Origin of the sequence: Streptomyces sp. NBC_00435, assembly GCF_036014235.1 — a bacterium.
Classification (GTDB): domain Bacteria; phylum Actinomycetota; class Actinomycetes; order Streptomycetales; family Streptomycetaceae; genus Streptomyces.
Genome location: NZ_CP107924.1, coordinates 1,119,257 through 1,135,888, shown reverse-complemented (window position 1 = coordinate 1,135,888; position 16,632 = coordinate 1,119,257). Strand labels below are relative to the sequence as shown.

21 protein-coding genes are annotated in these 16,632 nt (G+C 68.9%); 9 read left to right on the top strand and 12 right to left on the bottom strand.

Annotation, left to right across the window (positions count from 1 at the left end):
- Positions 1-417: 417 nt before the first annotated feature.
- Entirely contained in the window at positions 418-783 is a 366-nt protein-coding gene (locus OG389_RS05030) for a hypothetical protein (RefSeq protein ID WP_328297248.1), read from the bottom strand.
- Here OG389_RS05030 and OG389_RS05025 point away from each other — a divergent pair.
- From OG389_RS05025 to OG389_RS05000, 6 genes are all read left to right on the top strand, one after another.
- Positions 691-1,686 (top strand): ATP-grasp domain-containing protein, encoded by a 996-nt coding sequence (locus OG389_RS05025; RefSeq protein WP_328303527.1) that lies wholly within the window; start codon positions 691-693, stop codon positions 1,684-1,686. The genes OG389_RS05030 and OG389_RS05025 overlap by 93 nt on opposite strands.
- Positions 1,686-2,561: a DUF317 domain-containing protein gene (locus tag OG389_RS05020; protein ID WP_328297247.1), complete on the top strand. Its 876-nt coding sequence runs from the start codon at positions 1,686-1,688 to the stop codon at positions 2,559-2,561. The genes OG389_RS05025 and OG389_RS05020 overlap by 1 nt, the downstream gene beginning before the upstream one ends.
- 24 nt (positions 2,562-2,585) lie before the next feature.
- Positions 2,586-3,071, top strand: a complete 486-nt coding sequence (locus OG389_RS05015) for a hypothetical protein (protein ID WP_328297246.1) — start codon at positions 2,586-2,588, stop codon at positions 3,069-3,071.
- Between the two features lie 110 nt (positions 3,072-3,181).
- A complete protein-coding gene (locus OG389_RS05010; RefSeq protein ID WP_328297245.1) occupies positions 3,182-4,147 on the top strand; it encodes an MSCRAMM family protein in 966 nt (321 codons plus the stop codon).
- Between the two features lie 70 nt (positions 4,148-4,217).
- Positions 4,218-4,667 (top strand): hypothetical protein, encoded by a 450-nt coding sequence (locus OG389_RS05005; protein WP_328297244.1) that lies wholly within the window; start codon positions 4,218-4,220, stop codon positions 4,665-4,667.
- A 116-nt stretch (positions 4,668-4,783) separates the two neighbouring features.
- Entirely contained in the window at positions 4,784-5,233 is a 450-nt protein-coding gene (locus OG389_RS05000) for a LexA family protein (RefSeq protein ID WP_328297243.1), read from the top strand.
- Positions 5,234-5,309: 76 nt separating this feature from the next.
- On the opposite strand, the gene OG389_RS04995 is transcribed toward OG389_RS05000, so the two are convergent.
- Positions 5,310-5,594: a DUF6087 family protein gene (locus OG389_RS04995; protein ID WP_328297242.1), complete on the bottom strand. Its 285-nt coding sequence runs from the start codon at positions 5,592-5,594 to the stop codon at positions 5,310-5,312.
- A 308-nt stretch (positions 5,595-5,902) separates the two neighbouring features.
- On the opposite strand from OG389_RS04995, the gene OG389_RS04990 reads away from it, so the two are divergent.
- The 3 genes from OG389_RS04990 to OG389_RS04980 all read left to right on the top strand — a co-directional run bounded on the left by OG389_RS04990 (position 5,903) and on the right by OG389_RS04980 (position 7,362).
- Complete coding sequence (locus OG389_RS04990; protein ID WP_328297241.1) at positions 5,903-6,256, top strand: DUF317 domain-containing protein; 354 nt, start codon at positions 5,903-5,905, stop codon at positions 6,254-6,256.
- 61 nt (positions 6,257-6,317) lie between these two features.
- Positions 6,318-6,605, top strand: coding sequence for a hypothetical protein (locus OG389_RS04985; RefSeq protein ID WP_328297240.1), 288 nt, complete (start codon positions 6,318-6,320; stop codon positions 6,603-6,605).
- A 7-nt stretch (positions 6,606-6,612) separates the two neighbouring features.
- Complete coding sequence (locus tag OG389_RS04980) at positions 6,613-7,362, top strand: DUF317 domain-containing protein (protein WP_328297239.1); 750 nt, start codon at positions 6,613-6,615, stop codon at positions 7,360-7,362.
- A 104-nt stretch (positions 7,363-7,466) separates the two neighbouring features.
- Here OG389_RS04980 and OG389_RS04975 read toward each other — a convergent pair whose 3' ends face one another.
- The 10 genes from OG389_RS04975 to OG389_RS04930 all read right to left on the bottom strand — a co-directional run bounded on the left by OG389_RS04975 (position 7,467) and on the right by OG389_RS04930 (position 15,544).
- A complete protein-coding gene (locus OG389_RS04975; protein ID WP_328297238.1) occupies positions 7,467-8,006 on the bottom strand; it encodes a hypothetical protein in 540 nt (179 codons plus the stop codon).
- Positions 8,007-8,244: 238 nt separating this feature from the next.
- Positions 8,245-8,706, bottom strand: a complete 462-nt coding sequence (locus OG389_RS04970) for a hypothetical protein (RefSeq protein ID WP_328297237.1) — start codon at positions 8,704-8,706, stop codon at positions 8,245-8,247.
- 80 nt (positions 8,707-8,786) lie between these two features.
- Complete coding sequence (locus OG389_RS04965; RefSeq protein WP_328297236.1) at positions 8,787-10,505, bottom strand: relaxase/mobilization nuclease domain-containing protein; 1,719 nt, start codon at positions 10,503-10,505, stop codon at positions 8,787-8,789.
- Positions 10,506-10,520: 15 nt separating this feature from the next.
- Positions 10,521-11,156, bottom strand: coding sequence for a MobC family plasmid mobilization relaxosome protein (locus OG389_RS04960; RefSeq protein ID WP_328297235.1), 636 nt, complete (start codon positions 11,154-11,156; stop codon positions 10,521-10,523).
- Positions 11,153-11,398 carry a hypothetical protein gene (locus OG389_RS04955; RefSeq protein ID WP_328297234.1) on the bottom strand — a complete coding sequence of 82 codons (246 nt, stop codon included), beginning with the start codon at positions 11,396-11,398 and terminating at the stop codon, positions 11,153-11,155. The genes OG389_RS04960 and OG389_RS04955 overlap by 4 nt, the downstream gene beginning before the upstream one ends.
- 99 nt (positions 11,399-11,497) lie before the next feature.
- The gene (locus OG389_RS04950; protein WP_328297233.1) at positions 11,498-12,664 is read right to left on the bottom strand and encodes a DUF2637 domain-containing protein; all 1,167 of its coding nucleotides are present in this window, start codon (positions 12,662-12,664) and stop codon (positions 11,498-11,500) included.
- Positions 12,661-13,281, bottom strand: coding sequence for a WhiB family transcriptional regulator (locus OG389_RS04945; RefSeq protein ID WP_328297232.1), 621 nt, complete (start codon positions 13,279-13,281; stop codon positions 12,661-12,663). Before OG389_RS04945 ends, OG389_RS04950 begins: the two co-directional genes overlap by 4 nt.
- A gap of 138 nt (positions 13,282-13,419) precedes the next feature.
- Positions 13,420-14,163: an ATP-binding protein gene (locus tag OG389_RS04940; protein ID WP_328297231.1), complete on the bottom strand. Its 744-nt coding sequence runs from the start codon at positions 14,161-14,163 to the stop codon at positions 13,420-13,422.
- Positions 14,160-15,224, bottom strand: a complete 1,065-nt coding sequence (locus OG389_RS04935; RefSeq protein ID WP_328297230.1) for a hypothetical protein — start codon at positions 15,222-15,224, stop codon at positions 14,160-14,162. The genes OG389_RS04940 and OG389_RS04935 overlap by 4 nt, the downstream gene beginning before the upstream one ends.
- Positions 15,224-15,544 (bottom strand): transcriptional regulator, encoded by a 321-nt coding sequence (locus OG389_RS04930; RefSeq protein ID WP_328297229.1) that lies wholly within the window; start codon positions 15,542-15,544, stop codon positions 15,224-15,226. Before OG389_RS04930 ends, OG389_RS04935 begins: the two co-directional genes overlap by 1 nt.
- Between the last annotated feature and the right edge of the window lie 1,088 nt (positions 15,545-16,632).

Sequence of the window (16,632 nt, the reverse complement as noted above, 5' to 3'; positions counted from 1 at the left end):
GCAAGCCTCCTACGAAGTCTCACCTCACGGCTCCACAGCCTTCCCGGGCCCGAAGCGGAATCCCTCGCCCAGTCGCTGCTCGTCCCCGCCGGACTCGTGCACGACCTACGCGTGCTCGTCGAAGCCGCGACTGCCCGTGCCGGAATCACGACACCTCCTGGCGAAGCTCCACTGCCCGAGCTCCGCCAGCATCCGGCCGACGTCGAGCAGCGACCTGGTGGCAGGCCCGCTCCGGTCAGGCGGCCACCGAACCGGTCTTCCTCTCCGGGTACCCGAAGTCTGACCCACCCGATGGCCTCCGTCGCGCCGGAGTAGCCACCCGCCCACATCTCCGGCCCGCGCTGATCCGGCACCGCGAGCGGGCCACCGCCCCCAACGAACCTCTAGAACGGGACCCTTCCGACCCTTGTCTTCCACTCACACCGCCCCCTCCCGCCCCGTCGTCCTGGTGGTCGCCCCAACGACTTCCTCTACCGGGGCTACTGCCTGCAGGCGGTAGCCGCCGCCTACGACACCGTCGTCATCACCCCGAGCCCCATCACCTGGGAGCACGAGCTGGTCATCGACCACGAGACAGCCGATCCGTACGACCGCCAGGCCCTGCTGAGCGCGGGCGAACTCCTTGCCGCGCGCAACCCCGTTGCCGCAGTCGTCACCTGGAACGAGACGCTCCTCGTCGCGACCGCGCACCTGGCCCAGCACCTGGGCGTCCTCACCGACGACCCCCAGGTCCTCCATGCTTGCCGCGACAAGGCCACCAGCCGTGCCCAGTTCGCCCGCCATTGCGTTCCCTCCGCGCAGTCAATCAAGGTGGTATCCCTCCTGGAGAGCGCCCTCGCGGCGGAATCCATCGGCTACCCCGTCGTGCTCAAGCCAGCTGGTCAGGCAGGCAGTGTCGGCGTGATCCGGGTGGACAAGGCCGAAGAGCTCCCGGAGGCGTACGAGTTCGCGACCGCCGGCGCGAACCTGCACGGCGGCGACTCCAACGACGTCCTGGTCGAGGAGTACCTCGACGGGCCGGAGATCTCCGTCGAGTGCGTAACCCACCAGGGCCAGACCACCGCCGTGGCCGTCACGCGCAAGGAGCTGGGTTTCGAGCCCTACTTCGAGGAGACCGGCCACAGCGTGGACGCGGCCGACCCGCTGCTCGCCGAGGCCGGCCCGATCGCCACAGCCGCCGTGGCCGCCCTTGGGGTGACGACCGGCATCTCCCACGTCGAGCTCCGGCTCACCGCGACCGGCCCGCGGATCATCGAGGTCAACCAGCGGATCGGCGGCGACCTCATTGGCCGCCTGGTCCAGCTCGCAACGGGCATCGACCTGCCCCGCGCCGCCGCAGACCTCGCCCTCGGCATCGCACCTGACCTCACCCCCACCCGCCGGCAGGCTGCTGCCGTACGCCTGCTCTACCCCGATGTCTCGGGAACCGTCATCGAGCGCGGCATCGACCCCAACCTGCTCGACGCCGACTGGCTGGCTCAGGTCAGCTGGATCAGCGAGGTCGGCGGCCAGGTCGTCCTGCCTCCCGAGGGCGACGTCGATGTCGCCCGGGTCGGCCTCGTCGTCGTGACCGCAGCGGACGCGGCCCAGGCCGCCGCCCGTATCCAGGAAGCCCAGGACCACATCACGGTCGTCATCCGCCCCACGCCGGGGAAACCCGTCAGCAGCACGGGGGGACAGGACTGATGGGCGAGACCCTCCCCGGCGCCGAAGCCGAAGACCTCGACGGCGATGTCTACGTCACCCCCCGCTACCTCGCCGGCTCCACCGCGATCGGAGACCCAGGGCTTCAGCCCCTGCGCGACCTGGGTTGGCCGCTCGAACACGATGACCTCGGCAACTGCTACGTCACCGCACCCAACCGACGCGTTCGGCTCGGCTACCTCCCCGAAGGCGAGGACGACGGCCTCTGGCGGATCTCCGCCTACCGCGACCCGCACGCCGCCCCTGTCTGGGGCGTCTGCTTCAGCGACACAGCGCCCACTGAGTTCGTCACCGCGTTCACCGAAGCCCTCGCGCAGAGCTACACCGAAGGACCCCAGGCCTACCTTCCCCACATGAAGGGGAGCGCCTACGACGGGCTCGTTCCGCTGATCCACAACGGGTGGAAGCTGACCCGTGCTGAAGAACGGACCCTCGAATGGACATCGCCCGACAAACTTGCGGGCGTCGCCTTCACCACCGGTGACCTCGACCCCGAGATGGAGTTCACCACCCTGGAAGCCCGGTGGCTCATGTGGGGTGGCCTGCAGGGATGGAACCGCTGGTACGCGACGGCCTCCTCCGAGACCCCCGTCAACCTCGTCACCGCGATCACCGCGGCGATTGCGGATCCGGCGCCGGTCCTGCGCTGGGAGCAGGAGATGCCAAAGGTGCTGCGCGAGCGCGCCGAGCTCACCCCAGTGCGACCGGCCCCGCCCAAGGCACCGACACCTCTCGACGTCGCCCGTTCCCGCCCCCGAACACTGCCCAGCGCCCGCACACACAGCGTCCCGCGCTGGTCGACCAGCACCGCCCCGAGCGCGCGCCTCCCCGCGCCCACCCGCCGGCCGGGCCCCTGAACCTGAACCTCTGGAGCTGCTTAATTGTCCCTACAGCCACGCTGGTTCTTCGACCAAGAACTGGCCCTCAGCCTCCCCGGCGGCACGGTCATCGGACAGAGCTACTACGCAACGCCCAGCCCCCGGAGCCCACTGCGCCTGCGAGTCGACTTCCATCCGACCATCCGCCAGGGCGAGTACGGGGGACTGCGCGTCCGGATCCTCCATGAAGAAAAGGGCACGATCGACGACGTGGTCCTGTCCTTCGCCGACCACCGAACCTTCCAGCGCCGCGACCAAGCCGCCGGCAGCTACCCGGGCCTCAGCGGGCACGGCGTCTTCACCGACTACACCACCGTCAGGGGCGGACCCGGCTGGTCAGGAGGCGACTGGACGCCACTGCGGGAGGCCATCACGCGCTACGCAGACCTCTGGTTCCCCCCGAAACGCCCGCGGGGAGCTGTCCGGTCAGCCGCGGCCCCGACCCTCCAGGCCACACCCGCGAAGTCCGCGACCACCCCCAGGCGGTGAACCGCACGCCAGCAGGGAAGCCGCCCACTTCCACCGATGTCCCCAGCACGGCAGACCGCTCTTCCCGAGTAGCAGCCACCCCCACCACCCACCACCAGGAGCAGCACCACTTGCCCAGCCGCCGCACAGCCCCAGTCCTCGTCCTCACCCTTACCGCGCTGACCGCCACCATTCCCTTCGCCCACGCCAATGCGAGCTCCGCCCCGTCCACCTCGCCGCCGGCCCCGACCGAGCACTCCGCGACGACGGGCGGGATCGAGATCCAGAAGAAGGACCCGGCCGGAGACGTCCTTGCCGGCGCTTCTTTCACCCTCCTCGACGCCTCCGGCCAGCCGGCGGCCGAAGGTAAGACCGGTCCCGATGGCCTCCTGCGCCTCGACGGCCTTATGCCCGGGGCCTACCGACTCAAGGAGACCGCCAGCGGGAGCCCGATCCACGACACCGTCGCTGACCAGGACGTCATCATCACGGATGCCGTCACACCCCTGGTGATCATCGACCCGTTCAAGGCGGCCGATCTGATCGTCAAGAAGACCGACAAGGAGACCGGCAAGCCCTTGCCCGGCGCGGTGATCAACGTGACACCTGCCGGCGCAATGGGGGAGGCGGTCACCCTGACCACGGGACCCGACGGCACCGCCAAGGCCAAGCTGCCGGTCTCCGCACGAGCAGGCACCGCCTACATCGCCACCGAGACGAAGGCCCCGGGCGGATACCAGCTGTCGGCCAAGCCGGTGACCGTCACCGCGAAGCCGGGCGCACAGGTCACCGCAGAGTTCACCAATTCGAAGATCCCGCCGACCAAGCCCCCGACCAGCACGCCGCCTACCTCCCCGGCCTCGCCCAAGCCGAGCACTTCGGCCACCCCTTCGGCGACGGCCTCCGCATCCCCGTCAAGCACGCCCACGGTCGCCGAAACGGCGTCGAGCACCACCACACCCGCGCCGACCGGCTCCCTTGCCAACACAGGGGGTGGAGCGGCCCGATGGATCGGCATCCTGGCCGGGGCACTGATCATCGCGGGCGGCGGAGCCGTCTGGGCCTTGCGCCGGCGGACAGAGCGAACGACCCACTAACCGCTCCTTCGCCTACACCCTCCACGCAGAACGGACGGCCAGCTCACTGGCCCCCTCCTCCAGGAGCTACATGACTGACTCCATCGAGCCCGACGTCCTGTACGGACAGACTCCAGGCAGTTCGCATCCGCTGTGGGTTGCCGTGCTCAAGGACCTACCCCATGCCCTTGCCGTACTGGAACGGCATGGCTTCCAGCCGACCATGATCGGCGATCTGGAACTCTTCGCTCTCCCAGAAGAGACCAGCACGCAGTTGAGCGCCGAACTGCACCTTGCGTCGTACACGGAGCTGGCCAACGCCGGCTACACGGTCATGTCCACCCCCGCGCACCCCGCCCTCCCCATCGAACTGCTCGGACGAATCGAACGACGTACGGTCTTGGGGCCCACCCGGCCGCCTTCCGCAGGGCCTGAACAGGGACAGGGGGCGAGCCCTGGCAGCCCGAGGACGGCTGCACCGGCCGCGAAGCCCGCTGTGCCGGATACCTTCCGGCGGCCTCCGACCCGTGGTGGCGGCTGACCGTGTCCCAGGGCCCCGCTGATCAAGTCGCACGTAAGTTCGAATGCGTGTTTGAATGGATGGATGCAGTACATCCGTTTTCCTGACGATCTCCTGGCGCTGGCAACAGCCCGTTTGTGTACGTACGAGGCGATGGCCGTCTTGCCCGCCGGAACGGGCACCAGCCTGCACCGGCGCCAGCTCATCCGGCTCTCCTGCGCTATCTCGGCTCACCCTTTCTGGGCGATGCCGGGGCGCTCGACGTCCGCACGGGTGGAGCTGCTGCGGCAGGCACGTGCGGATCGTTGGGCGCGTGCCGCGTGAAGCGGATCACGCCCAGACAGTGGGCGATCCTCGAAGCGCTCCGCGATCATCTTGCTGCGTACGGGGTTGGCCTCACGGTGCGGGAGCTCGGGGAGAGGGTTGGGCTGGCCAGCAGTAGCAGTGCTTCGCACCAGCTTCACCGGCTGGAGGCGGCGCGGCTACTGACCCGGAGCGGGAGGGAGTGGACGACGGTGACGTTGACCGGCGCCGCGATGAAGCTGCTCGCCCACCGGCCCTTGGTGGGATCTCGTCGGGTGGTGTAGCTGGACCGGACGCAGGTGGCGAACAGCCGGCGGGCATCAGCGAGTCTCCCGTGGGGTCTCCGGACAGGCCGCCTAGTCAGGGCTTGCGGTGGCGGCCCGGCTGCTTCGGCGGTGCCGGCTGCGCACGCTGCTGCGGCTGGGGTGTCGGGTAGAGGATCCGACACGCCTCCGCGAAGTCGTCCACGATCATCAGCGCCTGCCAGGCAAAACCGTCCCACTCCAAGATCATGCGCGGGGCATCGGGGTTCATATGGGCCGCGCGATGCGGGCCACTTCCGAGCGTGACGGCCTTGAGCTCGCCGGGTGCACGCAGGCGCCCTTGGCGGCGTGCGGCCCACCGGTCGAGGGGTTCGTCGTTCATGGGCTTCCCTCCGTGAAGAGCAGCACCCTACCGAAGTCGCACAGCAAGCCGCTGCCATCTCCGGCGCACTGTGTGTATCCAGGCGGCGACACGTACCGCCACCGTCGTGCGTTGGGCGCGGAGCCCCATCCACAATCGAAGAACGCCGAGCGAGGGCGGCACCCCATCAGGGGTGCCGCCCTCGCTCTGTTCTGTCCGGACATCGCTCACGGCAGACGGGTAAGACGCGCACACCTCTGGAGCGACCGGCCGACCCATGTCAAGGTTGACCCCTTCCCCGAAACCGCAGGTCAGAGAGGTGTTCACGCATGACCGTCGAGATAGGACGCCCCGGCTTCTCCACGACCATCGAGGCCCTGCCGATCCGGACGTGGATGCTCGGACGGGGCCAGCCCTCCCAGGTGATCGACCAGTTCACGGCCGAGGACTTCCACTTCGTGGTGGACGACAGAGCCGACATGCACATCGCCAGTAAGGACGGGCGCCTCTACCTCGGCTGGTTCCCCGACGGCCGACCGGGCCAAAGCGATGAGGGATGGCGGCTGGCCGTCACGGGAACGGCAACCGTGCCCGGCTACAGCATCGGCTTCGACGTCGAAACCCCAGCTCATCTCGTCGCCTCGGTGGTCGCCGCCGTCATCTCCACCTCACGTCCGGCCTGAAGCCCAGATCGTCGAGCACGACTCCCCAGCCAGCTCTTCAACAACCAGCCCCGGAGGCTCCGTGCGTCCCATCGCCAGTGACCCCACCAACACCGAGATCATCGAGCACCTTTCGCGCTACGCCCCCGGCACCCCGGTGCGCATGGCCATCAACCCCGAATTCCCCTACGCCCACACGCTGGGAGGCATCGTGCTGGGCGTGGGCCACGACGGTAGCCCCGTCATCTACATCGGGGAGGCGGGACAGGCGGGCTTCTTGCCGGCCCTCACCGCCCAGGAGCTGGGCTGGTACCCGCGCACCGTCGTGCCGGCCAGGACGCGCCGAGGAGTAGGAGCCACTGACCAGTGACCATCCAGTGGAAGCCCCGGAGGCGCCCCTGAACGCGGAACAGCCCGAAGAGCGTCCGAGCGTCGACGTGCTCTGGGTCAGCCCGAGACACCTGGCCGGCGACGACGGAGAGCTGGCGGAACGTGTGGGAGACGAGCTCGTCGGCGCCGGATGGCCGTACTGGGTCACAGCACGCCGGACGCTCTTCTACGCGAGCCCCGATCAACTCCGCTGTGCCGAATGGGTCATGGCCGATCCGCTCACCACGGAGCTGGCTGACCTGCCTGTCGCCTGGGAGATCTCCGCACGCGAGGACTCGTCGCGCGCCACCGTGAACTGGACGGCCTACTTCACCCGCGGCGTGCCCTACGAAGCCGTTGCGACCTTCGCCCTCGCCGTTGCGGATCGCACGGAACCCGCGTGGGGTTTCGACGGCCCCGAGGCCGTCCCCGAGATGCTGGTGGCCGGCGGCTGGCAGGGCGACGTGGACGACCCGAACTTCACGCTCTGGGACGATTCCTTCACGGCGTGCATGACCCGGGCGCCGCTTCCTGACGGGATTCATGACCAGGACCCCCGCCCCGATATGCCCGGCTGGCAGGCCTGGTCCCAGCCGGAAGTCGCGGGTCCGTACCTGTGGGTCGCTGCGTTCAGCACTTCCACACCGCATGAGCTGGTCGCGGCCTTCGCGGCAGGCCTGGTCGGCGAGGCGCCCGTTCCGCGCCGCGTCCTGCCGGCGTCTTCCCGGGCACGTCTTACGATCCGGCCTTCCCTCTGACGAGGGCGCAACTGGAGGTTGGTCAGCGACGCACGTGATCCGCATACAGTGCCCTGGCCCCCAGCGAGATTCTTCGCTGGGGGCCAGGGCGTTTTCGGGGCGCGTCAGCCTGCGGGCTTCAGAGCCTTCGCCAGTGCCTTGTCCACGTGGGCGTCGACCAGGGCGGGGCTCCCCGAGAGGACGATCAGCACGTTGCCGGAGCGGACGGCGATCTGCTTCATCACGCTGGGGCGTCCGCCTGCCGTGAGCGTGAGGACGTGCCCCCACTGCTCATCGCCGCGCTGGGGCGTGGTCACCTTCTGAACGGTCACGTCGATGGGGACGTTGCCAGAGACCATCTGGTACTTCGGGCACGACTCCATGGCGGTGAAGATCTCCCGGGACCGGACGGAGATCTTCTCCTCGGTGTCGCTGTAGACCTCTTCGCTCAGGTCGGAATCCTTCGAGGCGTACGTGAAGGACACCTTGGCCTGGTTGGGGAAGTCCAGCGAGCCGTCCGCCGGTCCGGAGCCGAGCTTCTCCAGAGCAGGGCACCCGACGACAGCCATGTCGTCGTGCTTCGACGTCGTCTCGGGCTTCACCCGGTAGTCGGAGCCCAGATCGATCAGGTCCAGCAAGCGGCGGCCGAGTTCAGCACTGGTCAAAGGCTTCGCGGATACGCCGGATCCGTCGCTGCTCTTCGCCTCTGCTCGGGCCGATGAGGCCGGCGCGGAAGGTGCGGCAGCCTGGGAACAGCCGGTCAACGCGAGGGCTCCCAGAGCCGTCAGGCTGAGCAGATTCTTGACGTTGTTTCGCATATGTGATTCCCCCCAGAATTCGTGTGCGGCCGTACGCTACCCCGATCACCTCGGGTGGGGTAGATCCATCTCGTCTGGTGTGCGATCAGAGGATCACTCCCGCGAAGGTTCCGTCGTAGCCGAACGAGGCCTCGCCATCCTCCCTGCTGGTGTAGAGACCCTCGACCGGCCCGGCGGTCCGCTCGTACCAGGCTGAGTCCAGCCCGGGAACGGGGGTGTCGTGTCCGGAGCGGCAGCGGACCCACACCCGCCCGCCGGAGTTCAGTACGAGCCAGTCGCGGTACACGCCGCACTCCGCGCAGGAAACCACGACCCCGTCCACGGTCAGCGGCGCCCAGTAGCGCATCATCGACCCGGCCAGATCCCCGGCCGCCGGGACGTGGAGCTCCGCCGGTATCTCAAGCTCCACGTCCTCGGGCTCCATGTTGCTGGGCTCGGTACTCGCCGGGGCAGGCCGGGCGGGCTCCTCAGCCGCCGCGATCAGTTCTGCCGCGGCAGCACGGAACTCGTTGGCCTGGTCGTGGTGTCGGTTGTGCCGGCGGAACATGGGCGCCTCCCGGGCCTGGTGTGTGGTGGCAGGGGAGAATCCTCTCCCGGCAGCGGCTCGTACTTCTACTAAGGAAACGATCAGCGGCCCGGCGCCGGACGATCCTGTCGAGGGCTGCCCTGACCTGGGACGGAGCTCTGTCGCGAGCGGATGGTGCTAGCCCTGGTGCCCTTTGCGGGAGAGTCCGTGCCAGCGGCGGCAGGCAGGTCTGCCAACCGGCGAAGGCGCCACACCAGCACGTCGGACATCGACTCCGCGGTGTCCAACTCGCGGCGCGAGGCGGCCTCGGCCAGTAGCGAGACCACGTCATGGCCGGCTGCCTCGGCCTCGGCGAGCGTTGCGGCCAGTGCCGGCCACCCGGCCTCGTCGAGCACCCGTTGTGCGAGATCCGGGACCGCCTCGCGCATGGCGGAGCTGTATCTGCGCTGGAGAGGCAGGGTCAGCTGGCGGCCCCGTTCACGCAGGACGCTCAGCGGCGCCACGGCGGCGTTGCGGTACGCCGCACGCAGGTGCTCGGCTGTCTGCTGAGCCGCCGCGGCCTGCTGGGCGTGGCCCTTCTTCGCATGCCAGGCGGCGGCGGTGATGACGAGGAAGAACAGCATGTCTATGACCATGGCCGTGCCGGCGCCGTCCTCACCACGCCCCAAGGCAGGACCGCCCCGTACGAGGTCGCGGGCTGCCTGACGCAGGACACGGTCCTGCTGCCGTTCGGCACGGATATGAGAGCGCGATGCCCGCTCGAACGCGAAGGCGGCGTCGGAGAGTTCACGCCGGGTGTGGGCGGCGCTGGTCTTGGCCAGGGCGTCGAGCACTTCTCCGACGTCGGCGATCTGGGCGGCTGCCGCGCCGTCGTCGTCCTGGCCGATGACCAGCAGTGCAGTCCACACCGCACCGGTCGCCGAGCGACGGGCGTGCGACGGCCTAGGCTGCGGGCTGCCGACCGCGGTCTCGTGGGGAGCCTCCTGCCCTTCGTATCGCTGGCGAATTCGAGGGAGGGAGAGGTCGGGAGCCAGCTTCGCGCCGGCGTAGAAGATCGGTTCGCCGTCCTTGTTCCGGTCCGAGGGCAGGGCGACCTTGTAGCCGAGGAGATCGCCGCTGGGTGCGACGCGGCGTACGACGAGGAGGCCGGAGGCACCGAGCCGGTCGAAGAACTCGGCGTCGTTCGCGGCGCCGGCCACCGCGCGGCGGACGGTCTCGCGGAGCTCCTCGCGCGCGGTACGGGTCCGGCCGGTGCGCTCCGCCTTGTGTCGCTCGGCGCTGGTGGGCCGCTGGGCTGCGGTGCGGTCGCCGGAGTTGAGGCGGCGCAGCCCGAGTTCGGCTTCCAGGCGGCGGGCTTCGTCCTGGACGCGCTGGGCGTCGTTGTCGAGGTCGGGTTTGTAGCCGTCCTCGCGGACGAGGGTGGCGATAATGTGGATGTGGTCGTCGGCGTGCCGGACCGCAGCCCAGCGGCATCCCGCCCCTTGGTCCGGGTCGTCGATTCCGGCTGCGGCAACCATGCGCCGGGCGACGTCCGCCCACTCCTCGTCGGTCAGGATCCGGTCGGTGGGGGCGTTGCGGACCGACAGGTGCCACACATGCTGGGCTGGGCGGCTGCCCTCGTCAACGTTCTGTACCGGCTGGTCGAGGAGGCGCTGGAGCTGCTTCAATGTGGCCTGCGGGTCGCGGCCGGGGTCGGGGGCGTTGTCGTCCCAGGAAGCCACCAGGTGCGGGTCGGTGTGCTCCTCGTACTTGCCCGGCCCGTACAGGTAGGCGAGCAGGCCGATGGTGCGTTTCCCGCGGTTGTGGATCCTGGGGATCATGCCGGTGTTGTCCTTCTAGGTCTGGTCGAGCAGGTGGTCGGTGGCGGCCTGGACGCGGTCCACGGCCCGGCGGACGGCGGCGAGGACCGCGTCCAGTTCTTCGGGCTGGCCGCCGGAGTTGATGGCGCGGGTGATCTGGTTGAGGTTGGTGCCGACGCGGCCGAGGTGCCGACGGGCGGCGAACAGCTCCGAGACCATCTCGCGGTGGCCGGCGATGGCGGCGGCGGTGTTGTCGAGGTCGTGCGCGGCGGCCATGCCGCTGCGGGCGAGGAAGGCGGGCAGGGTCGTGTGGGCTGCTGCTGCGGCGCTCGACAGCAAGGTCTTCTCGTCGTCGTTCAGGCGGACGCTGCAGACGTGACTTCGCTTGTCGGATGGCGGCTTGGGGGAGCGCTTACGCGAACTGTTCGGTGCGACGCGCTGTCGGCGTCGGGGCGGTTGCTTCTCCTCCGGCTGCGATCCGCCCTCGGTCGTTGCCTCCCGGACCAGTGCCCCCCGGCGCTGGTCCGGACCCGCCACCCCCGGGGCGGGCTCTGGCCAAGGCACCTTCCCCAACGGGGAAGAGTGTCTTGGCCGATAACTTGCTCGCCCTGAGGTCGAGTTGATGTGTGCCTGGTTGACCTCGTGGATCGGATCCGAGAGCGGGTCGGTCATCGGCTGACGCCCCGGATTGCGTTCTCGTCGCGCTGGACCCGGGCTGCGAGGTCCAGCAGATCTTCGGGGCCGGGCAGCACCAGCACGGGTGACTTCGGCCCCTCCTGGACCAGCCATTGACCGGTGGGCGCGGGCAGGACGGCGTGCAGGTGCCCGCGGCGCACGAGTACATCGGCCCAAGCGGAGGCAACGGCGTGGGTGTTCGCCGACTGCGAGGGCTGGCTGGTGGTCGATGAGGACACGAGGACTCCTTGGGGGCTGAGCGGGGCGTCGGAGCTGCCTCCGGGCCGCCCCGCTCTGTGATGTGTTGCCGACTGGTCAAGACGCGCGTTGTCCGCGCGTCAGCGGGTTCGCCGCTTCGGTCGAGGCAGATGCTCCAGCGCGGGGTCCTCGTAGAGGACCTCTTGCAGCTCCCGGAACCGCTCGTTGCTGATCGTGAGGCGCTGGTCGCGTAGGTACGGTCCGATCACTCTGCGGGTCATCCGGCCGCCGGCCAGAGCCGCATCGCGCGCGATCGGGACGAGCACTTCCAAGGGGATCGGATCGGGGAAGGGGCCGCTGGTCTGGTCCACCGTGTCTTCGAGCCCCCGGCCTCCGTGATCCTCTGACGCTTGTTCTGGTCCGGCCGCAGGATGCTCCGGCACGGGTTCCGCATCGTCAACGTGGTCCGCTGCCAGGTCTGGTCCGCCCTCCTCGACGGGGTGTGGGAGGGCTTGGTCCGCGACACCACCTGCGGCTTTGGCGGAACGGCCGTGTTCAGGATCGGGCTCGCCGGAGGCGAAGTCTTCCCCCGAGTTTGGCCGGTGGTCCGCTGCTGGGATGCCGCTGCTCACCGTGCTGGGCAGGGCTTGGTCCGCCTCGCGGACGACGGTCTGGCCGCCGGCCCCGTTGCGCGCATCGGGGTGCGCGGTGTGGTCCGCCGGCTCTTGGTCCGCCTGAACGTTGCTCGAGCGCGGGTGGTCTGGTCCGGTGGCGCCCTCCTCTGCGTCGGCGGACCGGGCGACGGGTGTGTCGGACCGGACCAGCGAAGTGGCTTGCTGGTCCGCAGGGTTGGTCCGCGTCTGGTCCGTGGGGTGGTGCCGCGTGATGAGGATGTAGAGGTGGACGGCGCCGGCGAGCGCGAGGGGGGCGAGCGTGGACAGGATCGCCACCACGGTGTCGCCCAGGCGCAGGCCGCTGGGACTGGGGGCCTGCTGGTTGAGGCGCACCGCGTGAAGTGCGTTCGCCCAGATGCTGGATGCGGTGGCTGTGCCGAAGAGCGTCCACACGTAGAGCCGTGCACGCAGGGGGGCTTCGGCGAGCACCAGCAGGGCCCGTACGCCGTAGGCGATGAAGCCGTCGACTACCAGCGGAAACAGGTAGGTCAGGAATCCGCGGACGTGGATGGCCACGGCCATCTGCTGGAGGGCGTCGTACGACAGCGCGCAGCCGGCCGTGCCGAGGGTGATGATGGCGAGGCGGTCCCAGAAGCCGATGGGGGCGGCGGCATGCGCGGGGGAGTCCTTCACGCGGCTTCCCCATAGGCCGTGCGAGTTTCCGAGTCGCAGGAAGCTGCGGCGCATGTGACGGCCACGGACGAGGCCTTCGCTGGTCCGCCGGCCTCACGCGTGGCGGACATCTGCTGGAGCCACTGGTGGTCGCGCGCCGATACCTCCTTGGCCTGCTCACGCATCAGCTTGCGGGTGTAGTCGAAATCGCTCTGCAGCAGCATCGCCAGACGTTCGACGCTCCACTCACGAAGGTAGGCCTGGCGGACCACAGCGTTGCGCTCGGGGATCGACAGGGCGACATCGCGGCCCCGGAAGACGGCGTGTACGCGGTTGTAGTCCAGACGCTTGGCGACCTTGTTGTGGAAGGGGCGCCGGTCCTTCTCCGTGAGTCCGGCTCGGAATCCCTTCCGGGCGTCGCTGTCCATGGCCGCGTCGAAGCACTGCTGCACGACCGGGCAGCTCTTGCAGATGGACCGGGCTTCCTCGGTGCTCTTGCTGCTGGTGGCCGTGGGGAAAAAGACCTCGTCAGCCTCGGCGGGGTCCATGCCGTAGCAGGAGCCCCGCTCGGTCCAGCTGCGATCGGTGATCCCGAGCATGCCGACGATGGGGTTCTCGTGGGTGGTGATGTATCGCATGGTGCTCTCCGTGGTGCTTCACGGCCGGCGCACGGTCACCACGGCGCGCACTGCGACGGTGCAGCGCGGCGTGGCGGGTCCAGGCGGTGAGGGCGGGCAGGGGCGCGGACTTAGACGCCGCGCTGGGAGGGAAGTTGGTCAGGCCGAGGTTCGTGTCCGGCGGCGGTCCGGTCCGGACATGGCGATCTGCTGGCACATCCCCGCGAGGCGCGAGGCGACCCGGTCACCGATCTGCTCACGCAGGACCGGCTGCTCCGCCGGCATCGTGGCGGTACGGACCGGGGCGAGGTTGCTGGTGATCAGGGTCGGCAACTCGCGGTTGTAGCGCCAGTTGATGAGCCGGTACGTCAGCTCCTCGGTCCACCGGGTGGTCGTCGCCGCCCCCAGGTCGTCCAGGTGCAGTACGGGGATCCGCACGAGGCGCCGCATCATCCACTCCGGGTCGACACCCGCGCTGGGGCGCATGTCGGCGTAGAGGTCGGCAGCGGTGATGGACTCCCACCGCACCACGGTCCCCGTGGCGATCAGCGCCCGGAGCGCCCCGAAGGCCTCGTACGTCTTGCCGACCCCGGTCGCGCCGAGCAGCAGCAGCGAAGGGCCGGTCGAGACCTCCCGTCGCCCTCCCGTTGTCGGGGCGGTGGCGTTCGCGGTGACGTCGTCCACCCACTGGCGGACGCGCGGATCCGTGACGGTCGCCTTCTGGTAGCGCGAGGGGATGCGCTGCTGGGCGGCCTCAAGGGCAGGGATGCCAGCGGGCGTGTCAGCCAGGGGGCGATCCGGGTCGATTCCCAGCTCTGCGAAGCGTGCTGGCCAGCGGCGCGCTACGGCGGCTGCGGTGGTGCCCAGCTTGTGCGGTCCGGAGGTGTCGAAGCGTCGGGTCACAGGGACTCCTCGTAGACGGAGCTGTCAGTGGGGTTCTGCCAGGGCTGATAAGCGGGCCGGGCGCTGGCCCAAAGCCCCGCGCCGGAGGCGGATGCCGGCGGGGAGGCGTTCAGCGCCTCGTTGACCAGGCTTGGCAGGACGCTGGCGTGCAGGCCCTTGATGCGCAGCCGCTCCAAGGCGGCGCGGATGACTGCCGGATCGAAACCTTCTTCCAGCAGCCCCTTGGCGTGGCGGCCGATGAGACCGCGCACCGTCTGCGGCACCGGTTGCGAGCAGGCCGACACGTACTCGGCCACCAGGTCCTTTGCCGACACCGATCCGAGTGCGGACTCCGGCGCGGGGGCATCGCCCCCCTTAGGGAAAGATCCAGGATCCAAGATCCTAGATCCAGACGCCGAGCCCTCGCGCAGTTGTGTCGAGGCCTCATCGAGAACCGTCTGACCTGCGGATTCCTCAGGACCCTCGGGGACAGCCTGGCGGAGGGCCGGGGGAGCCGCCTCCACGGCGGTCCTGCTGCCAGGGGAGGAGGCCGTGGGGGCCATGGACGGCACCGAATCTGACGAAATGGTGCGATCGAGGACTCGTCGAGTATTCGCCGAATCCTGCGACCGGTCGCCGCCGCAGAGCTCGGCCGGAGTGGTCGGAGCCGTCGTCCGGGCCGGAGCGGAGGAGACCGGGCAGGACGCTCCGTCGCACTCGCTGCACCTGTTGTGAGCCTGGTGCACGGGGCACCGCGGTCGCCGCGACGCCGAGGCGCGGTCGATCTTCTGGTGCTTCTCCCAGGTCACGAAGTGCAGGTAAGCGCCACCGTCGCACCCGGTGTAGCGGCAGATGAGACCTGCGCCGGCCAGCTGGTCGAGGTCCCTGGCTACATCTGCCGGGGTGTGGTCGGCGCGGAGAGCCCAGAGCCGTCCGGCGATGATCGCGGGGTGGTCACGGAACCGGCCGTGGTCGTCAGCCTGGGTGAGCAGGCCGAAGAAGGTGACCATGGCAGTGACGTCGACCGAGGCCAGGTCTTCCGACTCGAAGGCCTCAGGCTTGATCGTGCGGATACGTGCCATCAGACATCGCCGCTGTCGAGGGCGGCGGACCGCAGATCAAAGGTGCGACGTTCCGCCCAGCTGGCTGCAGGGTAGGTGCGGATGATCCAGCGGGCGGCGACGTGCGCCTGAGTACGACTGATACGCACCGATCGGCCGTCGGAGCCCGTCGCCCTCACGTCGAGGTGGGGCCATGCCGTCCGGCCGTCCTGAAGCCGGATCTGCAAGGAGGTGACTTGCGGCAGCATGATGGCGAGCCTCTGCGCCAATGCGCGGGCTCGGAGGGTTGGTGTCTCGGCGCAGGCCGGATTCAGTGGCCTTTTGCGCAGGGCGCTGGTCATGCAAGACTCTCCGGTGAGGTAAGCCCCACACCGGTGTGCCCCGTCAGAAGGGCCGGTGTGGTGGTGATTGATGGATCTCCCGCCCGGGCAAGGGTTAGAGGTCCATTCGGTGTGCGGCGTCTGGGAGTTCGCTCTCCCAGGCGCCGACTCTGTTTCTGGTCCGGTTTCACTCCCGCTCTCTTGCTGCCTGCCTCCAGCTCGTCGTCTTTCGCTTTCTGCGGGTATGCCCCCGGGTGACGACGAACATATGCGGATGCCGCGACAAGATCCAGACTTAGCTAACGAAATACCGATCAGACGTGATCGGGGTGCCAGCCTTGACGCTCACTGTGGACCTGCTGAGTGGCGCAATTGGTGTGGCGATCGCCGAGACGATGCGAGTGAAGCTCGTGATCATGATTCCCCCCTGCAGCAGCCAGTTGTGAGCGGATCTTGAAATGGTCGGTCGGAGGGATTTAAACCCGACTGGCCAGCCTCGTCAATCTATGACAAATCATCTTATTTTGGGTGCGAGTTGCTTCGTATCTCGTCGCGGGTGCTGCCGCCTCGCACTCGCAACTTGCCCTCGCTGGAAGGGGGATGGGGTCACTTCGCGAGGGGGTGGCCCCGGCGTTGTGGGGCGGAGCGGGTCTAGCGAGCTGAAAGTCGGCAATTTGTTGCCGATTCCCAGATCGGAAATCAGTTGCCGATTTCCGTGTCCGATTCGCTCTTAAACGCACCGTGTGCCCCGGTGGGATCGTTCTGGGGTGCGAACTTGTAGTGAGGTGTCATTGGTCACAAGAGGGTGATCTTGACCCTGAAGGCAGGAGTGTGGAGTCGAGGGGGCGGGGTGCGATCCCGATTTGACTCTTCGGTCGATTGGGGGAGGCGCGGCCGTTGGGCGAGTGTCTTTGGCGGGCGCACCTGATGGCCGTGTCTGATCCGAGGCGGGCTTCTCTGCTCTCGGAGGGGCTGGGTCCTCGTTGAGTCGTGGGCCGCCTACGGTCATGGCGCGTCGGGGTCTGCGGGGCACTCTCGAGCGAATCCGCTGGTGGAGCCTGAGTGGGCGAAGGGGGGATGCTTCTGGAGGCCTTTGGTCTGGAGTGCTT

Bases quoted from the DNA above. Each gene is read 5' to 3' on its own strand.
- OG389_RS04960 (WP_328297235.1), bottom strand. From the start codon at position 11,156: ATGACCGACCCGCTCTCGGATCCGATCCACGAGGTCAACCAGGCACAC.
- OG389_RS04945 (WP_328297232.1), bottom strand. From the start codon at position 13,281: ATGCGATACATCACCACCCACGAGAACCCCATCGTCGGCATGCTCGGG.
- OG389_RS05020 (WP_328297247.1), top strand. From the start codon at position 1,686: ATGGGCGAGACCCTCCCCGGCGCCGAAGCCGAAGACCTCGACGGCGAT.
- OG389_RS05030 (WP_328297248.1), bottom strand. From the start codon at position 783: ATGGCGGGCGAACTGGGCACGGCTGGTGGCCTTGTCGCGGCAAGCATG.
- OG389_RS04995 (WP_328297242.1), bottom strand. From the start codon at position 5,594: ATGAACGACGAACCCCTCGACCGGTGGGCCGCACGCCGCCAAGGGCGC.
- OG389_RS05005 (WP_328297244.1), top strand. From the start codon at position 4,218: ATGACTGACTCCATCGAGCCCGACGTCCTGTACGGACAGACTCCAGGC.
- OG389_RS04930 (WP_328297229.1), bottom strand. From the start codon at position 15,544: ATGACCAGCGCCCTGCGCAAAAGGCCACTGAATCCGGCCTGCGCCGAG.
- OG389_RS04965 (WP_328297236.1), bottom strand. From the start codon at position 10,505: ATGATCCCCAGGATCCACAACCGCGGGAAACGCACCATCGGCCTGCTC.
- OG389_RS04970 (WP_328297237.1), bottom strand. From the start codon at position 8,706: ATGTTCCGCCGGCACAACCGACACCACGACCAGGCCAACGAGTTCCGT.
- OG389_RS04990 (WP_328297241.1), top strand. From the start codon at position 5,903: ATGACCGTCGAGATAGGACGCCCCGGCTTCTCCACGACCATCGAGGCC.
- OG389_RS04935 (WP_328297230.1), bottom strand. From the start codon at position 15,224: ATGGCACGTATCCGCACGATCAAGCCTGAGGCCTTCGAGTCGGAAGAC.